Genomic DNA, 17,127 nt, shown 5'->3' on the forward strand with positions numbered 1-17,127 from the left:
AAATAAAGGGTCTGGTTACCGAGACTCGGCTTATTCCAGCACACCCAAAATGTCGCTTTCGCTCATGATCAGCAGCTCTTCACCGTCAACCTTTACGGTGTTGCCCGAGTACTGACCGAACAGCACGGTGTCACCGGCTTTGACGTCCATCGGTTGAACATCACCGTTCTGAAGGATGCGACCCTTGCCGACTGCAACAACTTCGCCTTGATTCGGCTTCTCAGTAGCAGAACCCGGCAGCACGATACCGCTGGCGGTGGTGGTCTCTTCCTCTTTGCGACGAACTACAACGCGATCGTGAAGTGGACGAATACTCATTTGAGTTAGTCTCCTGATTTTCTTATAAAAAGTCGCAATCCGACTTAAACAAAATAAATAACAGAGGGTTACCTCTGCCGTGACCTTGGTGAGATAAATGGGGGCACCGAAAATGAATTCAAGCGCAGTAAGTTAAATTTTTTTTAACAACGAGACCTGCCCGCTGAGCCCGATCGAATCTGACAGGCAATCCGAGACGACTAGCACTTGTTCGCCTCAGTCGTCGCGGCGATACTCGCCGTCGATGGTCTGTCCGCCATTCTTGCGGCCGGAGCTGTCTGCGTCCTTGTTGGGCCGACGGGGTTGGAAATCATCATGCCCGGAACCGGCACTATAGAAGGTTTGACTCTGGTGGCTGCCACCAGCATGCATCTGCTGCGAGGCGACCAGGGTGAAATGTTTTTTCACCCGCTTGACGAAACCGCGTCGGGTGACCGGTATCAGACAGCAGAAACCGATAAAGTCGGTGACGAAGCCTGGTGTCACCAGCAACGCGCCGCCAACCGCCAGAATAATCCCTTCGATCATCTCCTGGGCAGGAATCTCGCCGCTCTCCATCCGTGAGCGGGCCCGCAGCAACGTCGAAAGCCCCTGCAGGCGCAGCATATTGACCCCGATAAATGCCGACAACAGCACCAGTCCAATGGTGTACCAGGCGCCAATCGCCTGACCGACATTGATCAGCAATACGATCTCAATCAGAGGGACCACAACAAAAATCAGAAATAGAAACGGCATCGGGACTCCCGGTAGCTGATGAAGACTCTATGGACCTATTGGATGCCATTATTGATGGTGTCGCAATCAGGTTTTTCAATCCATGCCCAGATAAATGGACACAGCCTGTCAAGATTGCGTTTCCAAACCGCAGCATTTCCGCACTGCAACGTAGCGAGTTCGAAATCGCAGCAATTATTTTCTGCATCGCAACAATTTAAATTTGAAAGCATGTGCCAATAAACCTACACTCCGTGATGCATTGCACCATGGGGTTTTTAATTGTAGCCATAAGACAAGCTTATCCTTGGGTGCGTAAAAGAAGATGCTACAGGGGAAACCAACACCTATCCGGTTGGCCATCCCCGGATGAGGTAAAAGCATGGATTTGAAAGATAAAGTGATCGTAATCACCGGCGGCGGCCAGGGCCTGGGCCGCGCCATGGCCCTGTACTTGGCGGAGAAAGGAGCTACACCCGCCCTGATTGACATGAATCCGCAGGCGCTGGATGAGACGGTCGGCCTCTGCCTTGAGATGGGTATTGAGGCACGCGCTTACGTTGCCAACGTGGCCGACGAAGCGGACGTTGAAAATGTATTCAACAAGATTGTTGAAGAGATGGGCGGTGTGGACGGTCTGGTCAACAACGCTGGCATCACCCGCGATGCGATGTTCATTAAAGCCAAAGATGGCGAAGTCACCAAACGGATGAGTTTGCAGAGCTGGCAACAGGTCATGGACGTCAACCTGACCGGCGTATTCCTGTGTGGTCGTGAAGCGGCAACCAAGATGATCGAAGCCGGCAAGCTGGGCTGCATCATCAACATCTCCAGCATTTCACGGGCCGGCAACATCGGCCAGACCAACTACAGCGCAGCCAAAGCCGGCGTTGTGGCACTGACCACCACCTGGGCCAAAGAACTGGCTCGCTTCGGCATCCGTACCGGCGCCATCGCTCCGGGCTTTATCGGTACCGAAATGGTGATGAGCATGAAGCCGGAAGCACTCGAGATGATGACCAAGGGCATCCCGCTTCAGCGTGTCGGCAAGCCGGAAGAGATCGCCTCGGCGGTTGCCTTCATTCTGGAAAACGACTACGTCAGCGGTCGTGTGATCGAAGTCGACGGCGCCCTGCGTCTGTAATCGATTCGTCGATTCAGAGCTGATTCAAAAGAACCGGTGCTTAAGCGCCGGTTTTTTTTCGCCTGACTTTTTACCCAAGTTCTGGCTTCATAGATTCCCATGAACGAATCATTGAGCAACGCCGAGCGAATCTGGCAGGCACTGGCTGCGATACCCAGTGGCCATGTGGTCAGCTATGGACAGTTGGCAGAACTGGCCGGTCTCCCCGGCTGCGCCCGACTGGTTGGCCATACCCTGAAAAAGCTCCCCGAAGGAACCCGACTGCCGTGGCATCGGGTCATCAACGCGGCCGGAAGAATCAGTTTTGAAGTCGGCAGCCCTCGGTTCGTCGAGCAGAAGCAGCGTTTGCTGGCCGAAGGGGTCGAGTTCCATAACAATCGGATCAACCTGAACCGCCATCGTTGGAACCCCTGAGTATTTCAGAGCAGATTCTCGAGGATTCCGAAGGGGCCCGGCGGTCAGGCTGTCCACCTTTCAGGATGAGCGTCAGGACGGTCGATAAGAGAGCAAAAATAGTTCCTTGATCGTTTCCTGCAACTGGGCATCGCTAGCCTGTAGATCGGCCAGACATAGCTCGCCGGTGGCAAACATCGACCTGAGCCGCTCCGCTCCCCACTCCATCACCACCTTTCCGCTCCGTCGGTCGGTTACTTGTAGCTGAGGCTTCTCTCGCTCAAGCCAGGCATTAACAATGTAGGTCATGGCAATCACTCCTGTGTGGTTAACCTGAAAGACCGTAGGGAGCAACATCGGCGTCCCCCCCCTACAGAACTGCAGTCTAAACACACATTAATGCGAATGCAAACAATTCTTATTTAGAGATATAGCTATCCGCGGTCGTGGCTCCCTGTCCCCGAATCAGAGCGCGGTGCCATCAATCTTCAACACCCCATTTTCAGCCGTGATCACCAGATCGCCATCCTGCATCGCATCGGCGATCGGTCTGGCTTTGCGTCGCAAGGCGGCATAGATCACTTTCTGCGCCTCACCCTCGGCTTGTGCATGAAGATTGATATTCAATGCATGCCTCAGATCATTTTGGAACCCTGCACTGGCCCGACCGGAACTCATTAGTTCGCGCATCGCGGTTGGTGATAGTTTTGAGTGATCCAGCATGATCGAGCCGTCCAGCGCAAAGGAGCCTTTTTCTCCCAGCTCAACCTGCAGATCTTCCACCGCCAGGACTGGGTCGTCTTGGATCAACTGATCACTGAGCTGCAACATCATGCCGTACAGTTCCTGCTGGGCATTCTCAGCACCCCAACGCTCCTGGTCCGCGCTCTCAACCAACTGTTGAATGGTTTGCACCGCCTCGGCGTTCAACTTATCTAACGATATATTCAGCGCGATTTTGGGGATCTCGTTACCTTTAATCAGCGCATTGAGTACCGAAAAATTCACCCGAGACTTGGCAAACCGACCAACCTCCCAATCGCTACGCCAGGCGGTCTTGCCAAGACGGAACTCATTGCCCCGGTTGACCAAATCGAACGACTGGAAGCCGGCGGTCAGATGGGAGCTGTTGTTACTGGGGCGCTGGTCGTAGGCAAACTCACCTTGAATGCCATCGATCTTCAGTCCTCCGGTTTTTTTACCCTGTTGGCTTTTTATTTCAAACCCCGGGTAGGACAAGTCTGCTGAAAACTGTTTGGAGAACGCCCCCTCGGGAGTAATCCCTGCCTTCCAGGTAATCGTTCCCGCCGATCCTGAAACGGTGTCCCGTTGGGTGGTCAACCAGATCTCGGGAATATGAACCGTCCCGGTAGCCGAATCAGAGCTCACCACGCCACTCATCAGCACCGGTTTGCCGTTAAACAGCTTACTGGTCAGGGTCTCCTGGACACTCCCATCCAAGATCGAATTGCGTACCTCAACCCTGTAGCTAGCCCCCGATAGCGGCACATCCGGATAATGCTGGACCACATAATCCAGCTCGATACGGCTCTCGCCAGTCGATCTACCGGCGATAAGGGTCACCCTGCCAGTCGACTCGAACAGGCCGCCCTGATGATGATCGTAAAGCGCATGAATAGGTACACCTTCGATCTCGGAGTCCTTAACCTGCTCGACTAGATCCTGTACCGCCGCCTGCACATACTGCTCGTACTGAAGCTGCTGAAAACTGGCCGTACCGGTAGCCGCTACCGCCATACCGGCGACGACTAAGAGTCCTTTTTTCATCACTACCTTCCTTGTTGGTTTCGTTCATTCCAGCAACAGCTTACAGGGGCCGGAATTAAAAACGCTGACTTGAGACAGCCAAGCGCTAAAAAATCGTCAGGCGATGTCCGGAGTGTCGGAAGTCGATTCCTAAGACTCGACCTTGCTCCCGTCGACGAGCGGCTCCCTCACCGAGCGACGCCAAAGCCAGGTCGCCATCAGCACCGCGGGAAGCCCCAGCAGCGCAGCATAGATAAAGAAGCTGTAGTAGCCCTGGGCATCGACAACGACACCGGAAAAACCACTGACAAACTTACCGGGCAACGTCATCAACGAGCTGAACAGCGCATACTGGGTTGCCGTATAGGCGCGGTTGGTCAGGCTGGAGAGGTAGGCGATAAAGGCGGTACTGGATAGCCCGCCACTGAAGTTATCGGCACTGATCACCAGGGTCAGCCAGGCTTTATCGGCACCGACTTGGGCCAGCTGAGCAAACAGCAGGTTGGTCAGCGCCACCAGCACCGCCCCCATCAGCAGCGGTCGATACAGCCCGAAGCGAACAACTAAAATGCCCCCCACCATCGAACCGACGATGGTCATCACAAAGCCGTACAGCTTGCCGATGGCGGCGATATCGCTCTTGCTGAACCCCAGATCCAGATAGAACGGATTGGCCATGATCCCCATGGTGATATCGCTGAGCCGGTAAAGGCTGATAAACAGCAGCAGCCACAGGGCGATTACGCCGTTGCGGCGGAAGAACTCGACGAAGGGCGCTACCACCGCATCCAGGAACCAGGCCTGCAGGCGCTGGGCGCGGGTACGCGGATGATTCAGGTGAGCGGCCCGATGCAACCGTTGCTCGGTTGTGTCGGCGCTACGGTTTTCAACCCGTTCTGGCTCGCGGACCACCAGCACGGTGGCGATCCCTACTCCCATCAACGCCGCCATCGACAGGTAGGCCAACGGCCAACTGGCGATATCGGCGATATAGAGGGCGCCGGCACCAGCGGCCAACAACGCCACCCGGTAACCAAAGATATAGGCTGCCGACATCGCCCCCTGGTATTCGGGAATCGCCGCCTCGATACGGTACGCATCGATGGCGATATCCTGGGTCGACGACGAAAACGCCACCAACAACCCCAACATCGCGATCAGCCCCAGTTGTTGCTGCGGGTCGGTCAACGCCATCCCGACCAGACCCGAGGCGATCCCCAGTTGTCCCAGCAACATCCAGCTCCGTCGCTGGCCGAGGCGGCCCAAGCCGGGCAGGCGGATTCGATCTACCACCGGAGCCCAGAGCACCTTGATCGAGTAGGTGATGCCGATCCAGGCAAAAAAACCGATCGCACTGCGGCTGACACCGTAGTCGGTCAGCCAGGCACTCAGGGTCGAGAACACCAGTAGAAACGGCAACCCGGCGGCAAAGCCGAGAAACCAGAGCGCGATCACCTGCGGTCGGGTATAGACCAGCAGCGCCTCGCGCCAGGAGAAGGGACGCTGGCTCAAGCCGCCGCCCGACAGCGCGGCGGTTGGCGAGATTCGATCATCAGGATCGGCCCAATCACGAAATGAGTCGCGAAACGAATCGCGGAATTAGTCACGGAAGTTGTTGAACTGCAGCGGCAGATCGATATCCGCTTCACGCAGCATCGCAATGGCCTGCTGCAGGTCATCACGCTTCTTACCGGTCACACGCACCTGATCCCCCTGGATCGCGGCCTGCACCTTCATCTTCTTATCCTTGATCAGCTTGACGATCTTCTTCGCCGTCGGCTGATCAAGGCCCTGCTTCAGGCCGACCTGCTGCTTCACCTGCATACCACTCTTGGCCGGGGCATTGAAGTCCAGCGCCTTGGGGTCGATGCTGCGCTTGACCAGCTTGTTGATCAGGATGTCGCGCATCTGCTGCAACTGGAATTCACCTTCGGCCGCCATGGTGATGTCGGAGTCACTCGCTTCAAAGCTCGCGTTGACCCCTTTGAAGTCATACCGGGTACCGATCTCACGGTTAGCCTGATCGACGGCGTTGTTTACTTCATGCATATCCAGCTCGGATACCACATCGAATGACGGCATATTGCCTCCTTGGTGAGTAATAGGGTCTGCGAACAGGCCCTGATGATGGCACAATACCCGAACTGTTACCGATGCCGGGCGCGACTGATTCTAACCCACCGAACCGGCTTGATACCAAACCCGATCGCCAGATTTCAGCCTCAAGTACGCCAGCCTATGCATCCAACCGACAACCTATCCTCCGCTAGCCATTGGCATATCCTCGGCGCAGGCGCGATCGGCTGCCTGTGGGCCTGTCATCTGCAGCTGCAACAACAACCGGTCTCGTTGCTGGTTCGCAGCGATTCGAAACTGCAACAATTTCAGCAGCCCTGGTCACTCAGCGGTCAAAGCCAGGCCGAGGGGATTCAACTTCAGGCCGAGCTGAATCAATCCGAAAGCCCGATCTCTAGACTGCTGGTCACGACCAAGAGTTACGATACCCTGGCTGCGGTTGAGGCGGTCCGCCATCGGCTCAGCAAGGATGCGGTCATCGTTTTGCTGCAGAATGGCATGGGACAACAGCAGCAGCTGGCAGAGCGCCTACCCGAGGTGCCGATCTATGTCGGCACCACCACCGAAGGGGCGTTCTTGAGCGGCCATCAACTGGTCCATGCCGGCAGCGGGGAGAGCTGGTTCGGACCGCTCAATGCCGTCGCCAAGCAGCTTGGAGAGGCGCCACTGCGACCACTGTTAAGCCTTGCGCTACATAGCGGCTACGACCCGCAGATACTTAACCGACTGTGGCAGAAGCTGGCCATCAACGCAGCGATCAACGGCCTGACCGCACTGCACGATTGCCAGAATGGCGTCCTGGCCGACAATCCGGAATACCACCAACAAATGACGCAGTTGTGTGACGAGGTGGAACGGCTGGCAGAGGCCCTGCAACAACCGCTGTTCGAGCAACCACTGATCACCCGTGCCGAAGCGGTGGCTCGCGCCACCGGCACCAACTTCTCATCGATGCTGCAAGATGTCCGCCATCGTCGCCGCACCGAAATCGACGCCATCAACGGCTATCTTTGCGATCAGGCTCAGACTCTCGGCATAGACCTGCCCCACAATCGATCGCTACTGGAAAAAATTCGTCAGACCCACCCTACCGTCTAAGATCAACACAAACCCTATCAATCCGGCTAAGAGAGCTAACCATGGGCAACCGACTTTCAAAGATTTACACCCGTACCGGCGACAAAGGCACTACCGGCCTGGGGGATGGATCCAGGGTCAACAAGGATGACGCCCGGATCGAAGCGATCGGCGATATCGATGAGCTCAATAGTCTGATCGGCCTACTCAATTGCGAACTCGCTGACGAGGATCCACTGCGCGATCAACTGCACGAGATCCAGCAGAGCCTATTCAACCTCGGCGGTGAACTGTCGGTGCCGGGCTATGCGCTGATCCAGGCCGAGCATATCGAAGCGCTGGAACAACTGTTGGATCAACTCAATGAGGAACTGCCGCCACTGAAGGATTTCATCCTACCCGGCGGCAACCGACCGGCCTCGGTCTGTCACCTTGCCCGTAGTGTTTGTCGCCGAGCTGAACGTCGACTGGTTACCCTGAGCCGCGATAGTGACACCCGCCCCGAGTGCCAAAGCTACCTGAACCGGCTGTCCGACCTGCTGTTCGTCTGCGCCCGCTGGCTGGCGCGACGGGACGGCGGCCAGGAGATCCTGTGGCGCCACCGCGAAGAGAGAGGAAAAAGCTAATCCAGCCGTCGATTAATGGCTTAACACGAAATAGATGATCACACCCAGTACCGGGCAATAGAGCAGCATCGCGGTACGAATCAGGTGGTTGATGCCGTGAAGCTCCATAAAGCTCTCGACGATCAGATGCCCCTTCAAAGCGGTCAGAAGCAATATCACACCGGTGACCCAGGCCAAGGTGGAGCTGTCGGTGAGGTAGAAGCTCAACAGCGTCATGATCATCAGCAACAGCCAGATCAGCGCCGGGGTATGCAGCATTTTAGAAATCGTTTTCATCGGATCACGTACACCAGTGGGAACAACACGATCCATAGCAGATCAACCATGTGCCAGTAACAGGCGACACTCTCGAGTCCTACCCGATTATCCGGGCCGTAGACCTGTTGCCGCAGCCGCCGGGTGACATAGCCGATAATCGACATACCCAGCAACACATGCAGGAAATGGAATCCGGTCAACAGGAAGTAAGCGGTAAAGAAGCGGTTGCCGTTAAGCCCGTAACCGGCACTGCCAAGCTGGTAATACTCCCAGCATTTGACCACCACATAGATCATCGCCACCGCCAAGCCCGCCAGCATCCAGCGCGATGCCTGCAACTGCTTGGACGCCCTGTTGGCGATCACGCCCTGGGCCACAAAACCGCTGGCACTGAGCAGTGCCAGAGTATTGATCAACCCGGCTTCAGGATGGAGTAACTGCTGGCCGGCCAGAAACAGCTCCCGATCGGTACTGCGCAACCAGCTGAACAGAATAAACATCAACGCAAAGGCGGTCAGTTCGGCCAGGATAAAGCACCACATCGCCATATCGCCGGGCACACGCCGGGTCGGCAATGGGGAATTATCGGTGGTGGATTCCACCGTTTGGTCGACAGACATATCCATGAAGAGCTACCCAAAAACAACTCGCGCGAGCATAGCCTAACGACAGCATTAGGAACACGACATATATCATTTATGGGATAAAAAAGCGCAGTTCAACGGTTTCGATTCGCCCTGCTACTCAGCATTTTGTTGCTTGATCCGCTGCTGCTGGGCTTCCTCCAATAACCAGCTGCGAAACAGCTCAGCATGGGGATGTAGGTATTGATAGGGTGGAAACGCCAGGTAGAAGGCTTCCGGAGTAGTCACTCGAAGATTCATCGGTGCCACCAACCGTCCAGAGATCAGCATATCCTGCACCAACGATGTCCGCCCCAACGCGATACCGTGCCCCTGGGCTGCCACTTCGAGTGCCGAAATCAGGGTATCAAACTGCATCCCTGCCTCGGTCTTAAGCTGGCGATTGCCTGTCTGTTAGCTTGGATCAGGTGGGGACAGCGACAGGCTGCTCTGCTTTCCCGAATCGGCCTCTGTCTGGGTGACGGAGCCCTTGGTCAAAACTTCCATGATCACCGGCGGGTTATAGCCCCTGATAACCTGTTTGTTGATCAGCAGCAGCGGCGTCCCCTGGCCATTGAGCTGTTTGTATTGGTGGTAACCTTCCGAGGAGACCTCGATATTGTATTCGTAATAGGGAATCTCATTGCGCTCGAGGAAGACCTTGGTCTGATCGCAATAGGGGCACCAGGAGGTTCCGTACAGGATCACTGGCTCCTCATGCTGCGCAGCGAAATCCGGCGCCTGCACCAAAAAGGCGTGTATGTGTCCCCGCCCCAGGTAGACGGCGGTAATGACGGCGACTGAGACAGTCAGCCATAGGAGTTTTTTCATCTGCTCAGCGCCTTATCAGATAACCTCACCACGGAATGGTAGAGGCATCACCGAAAAAACGGGGTCTATCCCCGATTAACGAAGAATTTAGAAGAATTAAGAAGAACAGCTCATGTGTGACACGCCACCGAGATTCCAGCACGCCAGCGGTTTCAATCGATAGTATTTATCCTCTACCGCCTTCGACTGCTCAGCGTAAGGTTGGGTCATCACGGCTTGTAGCTCTTTGATTGAATCGTAATCCCCCTTGGCCGCCTGCTGATACGCAGGAGCAAGCAACCACTCGCGCAAACTGTACTTGGGATTGACCCGTTTCATCTGGGTGGAAAGATCCTCCATCAAACCGGCTGCTTGGGCATTAGCATCGCTTTGGTTAGTGATGAGCGATCTCCATTGAGCTAGCCACTCAGACCAACGCTGGTCGGTTTCTTCATCGGTATCTTGGTAGAAACTCTTTTTCAATGGCTCAATGTCATCGGGCACCGACGACAGCTCGCGAAAGAAGATCGTGTAGTCAACGGGTGTTTGCGCCATCAGGGTTACAAGCTCACCGAACAGCGATGGGACAAAAAGTTCAAGTCCAAGTTTTGCCGACCACATCACTTCCAGTTCCTTTTGCATCACTTCAGCAAAACCACTGCGAATATCATCGAGTTGTTGCGATGCTTCCTTATTGGAAGCCAGAAGCAGCTGCAACGCCGAGCAAAACATCGCGAAATTACGCTCTGCCGCCGCCGGTTGATTCCAAAACGCAAAGTGCTGCCCACCGCCGGTCCAGGGTTGGAAATAGGGGTCAAACGCTTCACAGAATCCGAACGGACCGAAATCCAACGTGAAGCCTCCGGCAGCGCAATTGTCACTGTTGAAATTGCCCTGGCAGTAGCCGACCCGGATCCAGTTCGCGACCAGCGACGCCAAGCGAGCACGGAATTCACGCGCAAGCAGAACGACTTTCTCACAAGTGCTCAGTTGGCTGTCGATGACTTTGGCGTACTCTCGATCAATTAAGTGCAAGACGATCTGCTCGAGCTCCTTCAACGCGGCGGGATGCTCGCTCTTTCGAGCACGGCGACCGAACAGTTCAATCTGGCCAACCCGAAGGAACGACGGTGCCACACGGGTGGAGATCGCCACAGGCTCCTCAACCAGCCTGTCGGGATCTTGTGATGTTGAGCCTTCAGAGTACCAGGGACGCTGGACCGTCTCTGTTTTGGATACATACAAACTCAATGATCGTGACGTCGGCACGCCCAGTGCGTGCAAGTACTCCTGCGCAAGAAACTCCCGGACGCTTGAACGTAAAACGGCACGCCCATCCGCGCCGCGGCAATAAGGGGTTCGACCGCCGCCTTTGAGCTGGAATTCCCAGCGCCGGTCATTGAGGACAGCCTCAAGAACAGAAACGGCACGACCATCGCCATAGCCGTTACCCGTTCGAAACGGGCACTGCTGAGTGTATTCAGTGCCGTAGATAGAGAGCGCATAGCCGGTGGCCCAGCCTACCTTCCGTAATGGTGGTGGGACCTGCGAAAGGTCGCCACTGAACATCTGCATGAAACCCGCTGATGTTGCCAAGCTGTCAGCAAGGCCAAGCTCGTGAAAGAGAGCTTTACTGTGCGCGATGTACTCGGGGCCGTCGATGGGTGAGGGTTGTACCGGAACATAGTGCCCTGAGAACACTTGCCGTGGTGCATGATCGGCACCATCGACTGTCGCCTCTGGATCACAGGTCAGTGTATCCATAAGCGAGTAACTGGCTGTTTTCGCAAGCTCGTCTAACGTCGAGATGGCCGGGGAGGATTCAACAGTCTGTTTATTTTTCATCGGAGAAGTTGGGCCTGGAAACATATCTTTGCAATATCTCAGAAGATCTGACCAGAACAAGCATAGCGAGTTCTACTCGTTACGCCCTCACGGGCGTGTCAGGGAAATGCGCCGCCATTTCCCTAACAACCCTAGGCGGCCCCTGCTGCTTGTCGGCTTCGCCGATTCCTTGTGCGTTTCGCCATCCAAGGGCCGCGATTGGAACTCGCTCGCTACGCTCACTCAAACATCAATCGCTTTTCTCCCTTAGATGGCTGTAATGCTCAGCTTCGCAGAAGGGGATTGGGCGTTTATCCTGAAAACCAGGAGTTTTGCATTAAGGAAATTAGTCTCTAAAACGCGGCGATAAGGATTTGAAATGCCAGTAAAAGCGGCTGGCACCCCACCCCTTCGAAGCCGATCGAACTCAGACTGAAAAAGGCCCGCAGGGTCGAGTCACGGATGACTCGACGGGGCGCTGGGCCATGGACGGCCCATCGCCCCGCCTCAGACTGGGTTTGATAGCGCCGCAGGCGCGTACCCATAGGGCGGTTTCGTAGGGAAAGCGTTTTTGGTTCCTTTTGTCGCCACAAAAGGAACGCGCCGAGGGCGCAATAAGGTGTCAACGCTATTCAGGACAGGTCAAAAAGCACAAAAAAGCCCGCACTGAAACCAGCGCGGGCTTTGAGTTTTTTAGCCTAATCCGATTACAGGATCAGTCGACGCACATCGCTCAGCAGGCCACCCAGGGTGGTCATAAAGCGACCCGCATCGGCGCCGTTGATGGCGCGGTGGTCGTAGGACAGTGCCAGCGGCAGCATCTTACGCGGCACAAACTCGGAGCCGTTCCAGACCGGCTTGATGTCGGCACGGGAAACACCCAGGATCGCCACTTCCGGTGCCGGTACGATCGGCGTGAAGCCGGTACCACCGATGCCACCGAGGCTGGAGATGGTGAAGCAGGCGCCCTGCATCTCAGCCGGCTTGAGCTTACGATTCTTGGCCTTGGCACCCAGTTCGGCCACTTCAGCAGCGATCTGGTAAATACTCTTCTGGTCGACATCGCGAACCACCGGCACCATCAGGCCAGCCGGGGTATCCATCGCTACACCGATATGGACGTACTTCTTGTGAACGATGTGCTCGCCGTCGGCGTGCATCGATACATTGAAGTTCGGATGCGCTTTCAGTGCCGCAGCAGCAGCCTTGAGCATAAACGGCAGCGGCGTAACCTTCACACCTGCCTTCTCAGCGTCGGCCTTGATCTCCTTACGGAAGGCTTCCAGCTCGGTGATGTCGACGTCGTCGAACTGAGTCACGTGCGGCACGTTGAGCCAGCAGCGCGCCATGTTCATGGCGGTGACCTTCTTGATCTTCGACATCTTCTCCAGTTCGATCTCGCCGAACTGGGAGAAATCGACTTCCGGGATCGGCGGGATACCGGAACCACCGGTTACCGCTGCAGCTGCCGCTTTCGGCTTGGCGGCTTCGGCCAGCGTCTGCTTGACGTAGGTCTGGACGTCTTCCTTCAGGATCCGCCCCTTCGGACCGGTTCCCTTCACCAGAGACAGATCAACGCCGAATTCACGGGCCGTGGCACGAACCGCCGGACCGGCATGGACCTTTTTGTTGCCTTTTTCGAGCTGTTCCAGGTTCGCTCCGGAGGCTGCCGGGGCTGCTGCTTTCGGAGCCGCAGGAGCCGGAGCCGCAGCAGGTGCCGGGGCAGCCGCCGCAGGAGCTGGTGCTGCAGCCGGCGCGCCGCCTGCCACTTCCAGCTCAAGAATCAGGTCGCCTTCGCTGGCGGTGTCGCCTTCGTTGATCGACAGCGACTTCACCACACCCGCTTTCGGGGCCGGGACTTCCATCGAAGCTTTATCGGTTTCGAGAACGATCAGTGAATCGCCCTCTTCAACGCTGTCGCCGACCTTGATGCAGACTTCGATAACGTCAACGTTCTCGTGACCACCGATATCGGGCACGGTGACCGGCTCAACGCCACCGGCCACGGGGGCGGCGGCGGCAGGCGCGGCAGCCGGGGCCGGTGCAGCGGCAGCTGCCGCAGGAGCTTCGGCGGCCGGTGCTTCAGCAGCAGGTGCTCCGCCGGCAGCGCTCAGCTCAGCAATCTGATCACCTTCATTGACGGTATCGCCTTCGTTGATCGACAGGGCGGTAATCACACCGTCGGCCGGGGCCGGGATCTCCATCGACGCCTTGTCGGTCTCCAGCACGATCAGCGAATCACCTTCGCTGACGCTGTCGCCAACCTTGACGCACACTTCGATGACATCGACGTTCTCGTGGCCACCGATATCGGGCACGATCACCGGTTGCGCGGCAGCCGGAGCTGCAGCGGGGGCCGGTGCGGCTGCAGGGGCGGCGGCCGGCGCTTCAGCAGCAGCTTCGCCACCGCTGTTCATCTCACCCAGCACGTCGCCTTCACTACAGGTATCGCCTTCGTTCAGGCTCAGGCTGGTAATCACACCCGCAGCCGGGGCCGGTACTTCCATCGAAGCCTTGTCGGTCTCCAGAACGATCAGCGAATCGCCCTCTTCAACACTGTCACCGACCTTGACGCAAACCTCGATCACGTCCACATCGTCGTGGCCGCCGATATCCGGAATGGTAATGGTTGTTACACTCACGGTTCTGTTCCTCTCGTCGTCTCGCGTTCAATCCCAACCCTTAAACGGTGGTCGGGTTCGGCTTCTCGGGGTTGATATTGAACTTCTTGATCGCCTCGGAGACGACGGAAGCCTTGATGGTACCCTCATCGGCCAGCGCCTTGAGCGCAGCAACAACGACGTAGTAACGGTTCACTTCGAAGAACTCGCGCAGCTTCTCGCGGGTATCGGAGCGGCCGAAGCCGTCGGTGCCCAATACCACGTAGCGAGACGGGACGAATTCGCGAATCTGATCGGCAAACGCCTTCATGTAATCGGTGGAGGCGATAACCGGTCCCTTGCGATCGGCCAGGCACTGCTCAACGTAGGAGGTGCGCGGCGCCTCTTCCGGATGCAGCAGGTTCCAGCGAGAGCAATCCAGCGCTTCGCGGCGCAGCTCGTTGAAGCTGGTGGCGCTCCAGATATCGGACTCAACACCGAAGTCGGCACGCAGGATGTCAGCGGCAGCGCGAACTTCGCGCAGGATGGTGCCGGAGCCCATCAGCTGAACCTTCTTCTTGGCGGTTTTCTTGCCTTCTTCAAGCAGATACAGACCCTTGATGATGCCCTCTTCCGCACCTTGCGGCATCGCCGGCTGCGGGTAGTTTTCGTTCATCACGGTCAGGTAATAGAACACGTTTTCTTTGTCGACGAACATCCGCTTCATGCCGTCCTGCATGATCACGGTCAGCTCGTAGCCGTAGGTCGGATCGTAGGCGACACAGTTCGGGATGGTGGCGGCCAGCAGGTGGCTGTGACCGTCTTCGTGCTGCAGGCCTTCACCGTTCAGGGTGGTCCGACCGGCGGTAGCGCCGACCAGGAAGCCGCGAGCCTGGATATCACCGGCCGCCCAGGCCAGGTCCATGGTGCGCTGCAGACCGAACATCGAGTAGGAGATGTAGAACGGGATCAGCGGGCAGTTGTGGTTTGAGTAGGCGGTAGCGGCCGCGATCCAGGCTGACATGGAGCCGGATTCGTTGATCCCCTCTTCCAGGATCTGGCCCTGCTTGGACTCCTTGTACCACATGATCTGGTCGCGATCGTGGGGCACGTAACGCTGACCTTCAGAGGTGTAGATACCCAGCTGACGGAACATACCTTCCATACCGAAGGTACGGGCTTCGTCCGGTACGATCGGAACGATGCGATCACCGATATTCTTGTCTTTCGCCAGTGTCGACAGGGTACGAACAAACGACATGGTGGTGGACAGTTCGCGCTTGCCGCTGTCCTTGAGCTGACCGCCCAGGTCTTCCAGCGACGGAATCTGCAGCGCTTCAAAATCGTTGCGACGCTGCGGGTACATACCGCCAAGCTTCTCACGGCGGCCCATCATGTACTTCAGTTCAGGGCTGTCCGGGGACGGACGGTAGTACGGGGTGGTCTTGAGCTGGTCATCGTCCAGCGGAATGCTGAAGCGATCACGGAAGTCGAGTAGGTCATCCATCGCCACCTTCTTCATCGAGTGGGTAGCGTTCTTAGCTTCACCGGATTTACCGGTACCGTAACCTTTAACGGTCTGCGCCAGAATGACGGTCGGCTGGCCTTTGTGGTTAACCGCCTCATGGTAGGCCGCGTAAACCTTGTAGGGATCGTGGCCGCCACGGTTCAGGTTCATGATGTCCTCGTCGGACATATCCTTGACCATCTCCAGCAGCTCAGGATGCTTACCGAATACATGCTCACGGGTGTAAGCGCCGCCGTTGGCCTTACAGTTCTGCAGCTCGCCGTCACAGATTTCGTTCATGGTCTGCAGCAGCAGGCCGTCTTCGTCCTTCTCGAACAGCGGATCCCAGTGACGACCCCACAGGACCTTGATCACGTTCCAGCCGGCACCGCGGAATTCGCCTTCCAGCTCCTGAACCACCTTGCCGTTGCCGCGAACCGGGCCATCCAGTCGCTGCAGGTTACAGTTGATTACGAAGATCAGGTTTTCCAGTTTCTCACGACCGGCCAGCGCGATGGCACCCAGGGATTCCGGCTCGTCGCACTCACCATCACCCAGGAAGGCCCAGACCTTCCGGTCGCCACGATTGATCATGCCGCGAGCGGACAGGTAACGCATCACGTGGGCTTGGTAGATCGCCTGGATCGGACCCAGACCCATGGAAACGGTCGGGAACTGCCAGAAGTCGGGCATCAGCCAGGGGTGGGGGTAGGAGGACAGGCCGTTACCATCGACTTCACGACGGTAGTTATCCATCTGTTCTTCGGTCAGACGACCCTCGAGGTAGGCACGGGCATAGATACCCGGCGCAATGTGGCCTTGGAAGAAGACCAGATCGCCTTCCTGCTCCCCTTCGGGGCCGCGGAAGAAGTGGTTGAAACCGATGTCATAAAGAGTGGCGGAAGAGGAGAAGCTGGAGATGTGACCACCCAGGCCGTCATCGTTGTCATTGGCACGCATAACCATCGCCATCGCGTTCCAGCGGATCAGCGAGCGGATGCGGCGCTCCATAAAGAGGTCACCCGGCAAGGGTTGCTCATCTTTGGGGGCAATAGTGTTGCAGTAGGGCGTGGTAACGGTGTCATTCTGCTCGGCACCCAATTCGCGGGCCTTTTGACCCAGCTTGGCCAGCAGATACTTGGCCCGGTCGGAGCCCTCGTTCTTGGCAACGGACTCAAGGGCGTCTAGCCACTCCTGCGTTTCAATAGGATCGATGTCGTCGATACGTTCTTGCACTCTAATGACCTCCAAAATCGCCGCCAAGACCTGAATCGGGTTGGGGATTCAACACCCGAAAAACCTATAGCCAGCGGCATTGCTGCACTGCAGCGTTCCCCCCTGGGATGAAAAAGCGTAGCGATACTACAAAAACAACCTTGCGCTGTCT

The 17,127-nt window shown here is 56.8% G+C and carries 16 protein-coding genes and 1 pseudogene; 4 read left to right on the forward strand and 13 right to left on the reverse strand.

The genetic code is table 11. The features are described 5' to 3' along the window. Positions 1–30: 30 nt before the first annotated feature. Both groES and DV711_RS13535 read right to left on the reverse strand, forming a co-directional pair. Complete coding sequence (gene groES / locus DV711_RS13530; protein WP_114696229.1) at positions 31–318, reverse strand: co-chaperone GroES; 288 nt, start codon at positions 316–318, stop codon at positions 31–33. 216 nt (positions 319–534) lie between these two features. Then, the gene (locus tag DV711_RS13535) at positions 535–1,056 is read right to left on the reverse strand and encodes an FxsA family protein (protein ID WP_114696230.1); all 522 of its coding nucleotides are present in this window, start codon (positions 1,054–1,056) and stop codon (positions 535–537) included. Between the two features lie 361 nt (positions 1,057–1,417). Here DV711_RS13535 and DV711_RS13540 point away from each other — a divergent pair, with 361 nt between their 5' ends. Together DV711_RS13540 and DV711_RS13545 are read left to right on the forward strand one after the other, a co-directional pair. Next, positions 1,418–2,179: an SDR family oxidoreductase gene (locus DV711_RS13540; protein ID WP_114696231.1), complete on the forward strand. Its 762-nt coding sequence runs from the start codon at positions 1,418–1,420 to the stop codon at positions 2,177–2,179. 99 nt (positions 2,180–2,278) lie between these two features. Then, positions 2,279–2,593: an MGMT family protein gene (locus DV711_RS13545; protein WP_114696232.1), complete on the forward strand. Its 315-nt coding sequence runs from the start codon at positions 2,279–2,281 to the stop codon at positions 2,591–2,593. Positions 2,594–2,665: 72 nt separating this feature from the next. On the opposite strand, the gene DV711_RS13550 is transcribed toward DV711_RS13545, so the two are convergent. The 4 genes from DV711_RS13550 to DV711_RS13565 form a co-directional block, all read right to left on the reverse strand. After that, complete coding sequence (locus tag DV711_RS13550) at positions 2,666–2,881, reverse strand: hypothetical protein (RefSeq protein ID WP_114696233.1); 216 nt, start codon at positions 2,879–2,881, stop codon at positions 2,666–2,668. Positions 2,882–3,037: 156 nt separating this feature from the next. Continuing rightward, entirely contained in the window at positions 3,038–4,360 is a 1,323-nt protein-coding gene (locus DV711_RS13555; protein ID WP_114696234.1) for a DUF945 family protein, read from the reverse strand. 129 nt (positions 4,361–4,489) lie between these two features. Beyond that, the gene (locus DV711_RS13560) at positions 4,490–5,851 is read right to left on the reverse strand and encodes an AmpG family muropeptide MFS transporter (protein WP_114696235.1); all 1,362 of its coding nucleotides are present in this window, start codon (positions 5,849–5,851) and stop codon (positions 4,490–4,492) included. Between the two features lie 87 nt (positions 5,852–5,938). Continuing rightward, a complete protein-coding gene (locus tag DV711_RS13565; RefSeq protein ID WP_114696236.1) occupies positions 5,939–6,421 on the reverse strand; it encodes a YajQ family cyclic di-GMP-binding protein in 483 nt (160 codons plus the stop codon). A gap of 156 nt (positions 6,422–6,577) precedes the next feature. On the opposite strand from DV711_RS13565, the gene DV711_RS13570 reads away from it, so the two are divergent. Continuing rightward, entirely contained in the window at positions 6,578–7,513 is a 936-nt protein-coding gene (locus tag DV711_RS13570) for a ketopantoate reductase family protein (RefSeq protein ID WP_165840117.1), read from the forward strand. Between the two features lie 41 nt (positions 7,514–7,554). Further along, positions 7,555–8,118, forward strand: a complete 564-nt coding sequence (locus DV711_RS13575) for a cob(I)yrinic acid a,c-diamide adenosyltransferase (protein WP_114696238.1) — start codon at positions 7,555–7,557, stop codon at positions 8,116–8,118. A gap of 12 nt (positions 8,119–8,130) precedes the next feature. Here the strand turns inward: DV711_RS13575 and DV711_RS13580 are convergent, their stop codons facing one another. The 7 genes and pseudogenes from DV711_RS13580 to aceE form a co-directional block, all read right to left on the reverse strand. Beyond that, complete coding sequence (locus DV711_RS13580) at positions 8,131–8,394, reverse strand: cytochrome C oxidase subunit IV family protein (RefSeq protein ID WP_165840118.1); 264 nt, start codon at positions 8,392–8,394, stop codon at positions 8,131–8,133. Next, on the reverse strand, positions 8,391–9,002 hold the full coding sequence (locus DV711_RS13585) for a cytochrome c oxidase subunit 3 family protein (protein WP_114696240.1): 612 nt from the start codon (positions 9,000–9,002) through the stop codon (positions 8,391–8,393). Before DV711_RS13585 ends, DV711_RS13580 begins: the two co-directional genes overlap by 4 nt. A 114-nt stretch (positions 9,003–9,116) precedes the next feature. Next, a pseudogene (locus tag DV711_RS13590) lies at positions 9,117–9,386 on the reverse strand (LysR substrate-binding domain-containing protein); the annotation flags it as partial. Positions 9,387–9,413: 27 nt separating this feature from the next. Further along, on the reverse strand, positions 9,414–9,830 hold the full coding sequence (locus DV711_RS13595; protein WP_114696242.1) for a glutaredoxin family protein: 417 nt from the start codon (positions 9,828–9,830) through the stop codon (positions 9,414–9,416). 96 nt (positions 9,831–9,926) lie between these two features. Then, complete coding sequence (locus DV711_RS13600) at positions 9,927–11,654, reverse strand: protein adenylyltransferase SelO (RefSeq protein ID WP_114696243.1); 1,728 nt, start codon at positions 11,652–11,654, stop codon at positions 9,927–9,929. 686 nt (positions 11,655–12,340) lie between these two features. Then, positions 12,341–14,275, reverse strand: a complete 1,935-nt coding sequence (gene aceF, locus DV711_RS13605) for a dihydrolipoyllysine-residue acetyltransferase (RefSeq protein WP_114696244.1) — start codon at positions 14,273–14,275, stop codon at positions 12,341–12,343. Positions 14,276–14,315: 40 nt separating this feature from the next. Next, positions 14,316–16,982, reverse strand: a complete 2,667-nt coding sequence (gene aceE, locus DV711_RS13610) for a pyruvate dehydrogenase (acetyl-transferring), homodimeric type (protein ID WP_424398992.1) — start codon at positions 16,980–16,982, stop codon at positions 14,316–14,318. Positions 16,983–17,127: the final 145 nt, after the last annotated feature.

Origin of the sequence: Motiliproteus coralliicola, from assembly GCF_003345655.1 — a bacterium.
Taxonomy (GTDB): domain Bacteria; phylum Pseudomonadota; class Gammaproteobacteria; order Pseudomonadales; family Balneatricaceae; genus Motiliproteus; species Motiliproteus coralliicola.

Coding starts and splice junctions, on each gene's coding strand:
- groES (WP_114696229.1), bottom strand. CDS start 318: ATGAGTATTCGTCCACTTCACGATCGCGTTGTAGTTCGTCGCAAAGAG.
- DV711_RS13535 (WP_114696230.1), bottom strand. CDS start 1,056: ATGCCGTTTCTATTTCTGATTTTTGTTGTGGTCCCTCTGATTGAGATC.
- DV711_RS13540 (WP_114696231.1), top strand. CDS start 1,418: ATGGATTTGAAAGATAAAGTGATCGTAATCACCGGCGGCGGCCAGGGC.
- DV711_RS13545 (WP_114696232.1), top strand. CDS start 2,279: ATGAACGAATCATTGAGCAACGCCGAGCGAATCTGGCAGGCACTGGCT.
- DV711_RS13550 (WP_114696233.1), bottom strand. CDS start 2,881: ATGACCTACATTGTTAATGCCTGGCTTGAGCGAGAGAAGCCTCAGCTA.
- DV711_RS13555 (WP_114696234.1), bottom strand. CDS start 4,360: ATGAAAAAAGGACTCTTAGTCGTCGCCGGTATGGCGGTAGCGGCTACC.
- DV711_RS13565 (WP_114696236.1), bottom strand. CDS start 6,421: ATGCCGTCATTCGATGTGGTATCCGAGCTGGATATGCATGAAGTAAAC.
- DV711_RS13570 (WP_165840117.1), top strand. CDS start 6,578: ATGCATCCAACCGACAACCTATCCTCCGCTAGCCATTGGCATATCCTC.
- DV711_RS13575 (WP_114696238.1), top strand. CDS start 7,555: ATGGGCAACCGACTTTCAAAGATTTACACCCGTACCGGCGACAAAGGC.
- DV711_RS13580 (WP_165840118.1), bottom strand. CDS start 8,394: ATGAAAACGATTTCTAAAATGCTGCATACCCCGGCGCTGATCTGGCTG.
- DV711_RS13585 (WP_114696240.1), bottom strand. CDS start 9,002: ATGGATATGTCTGTCGACCAAACGGTGGAATCCACCACCGATAATTCC.
- DV711_RS13595 (WP_114696242.1), bottom strand. CDS start 9,830: ATGAAAAAACTCCTATGGCTGACTGTCTCAGTCGCCGTCATTACCGCC.
- DV711_RS13600 (WP_114696243.1), bottom strand. CDS start 11,654: ATGAAAAATAAACAGACTGTTGAATCCTCCCCGGCCATCTCGACGTTA.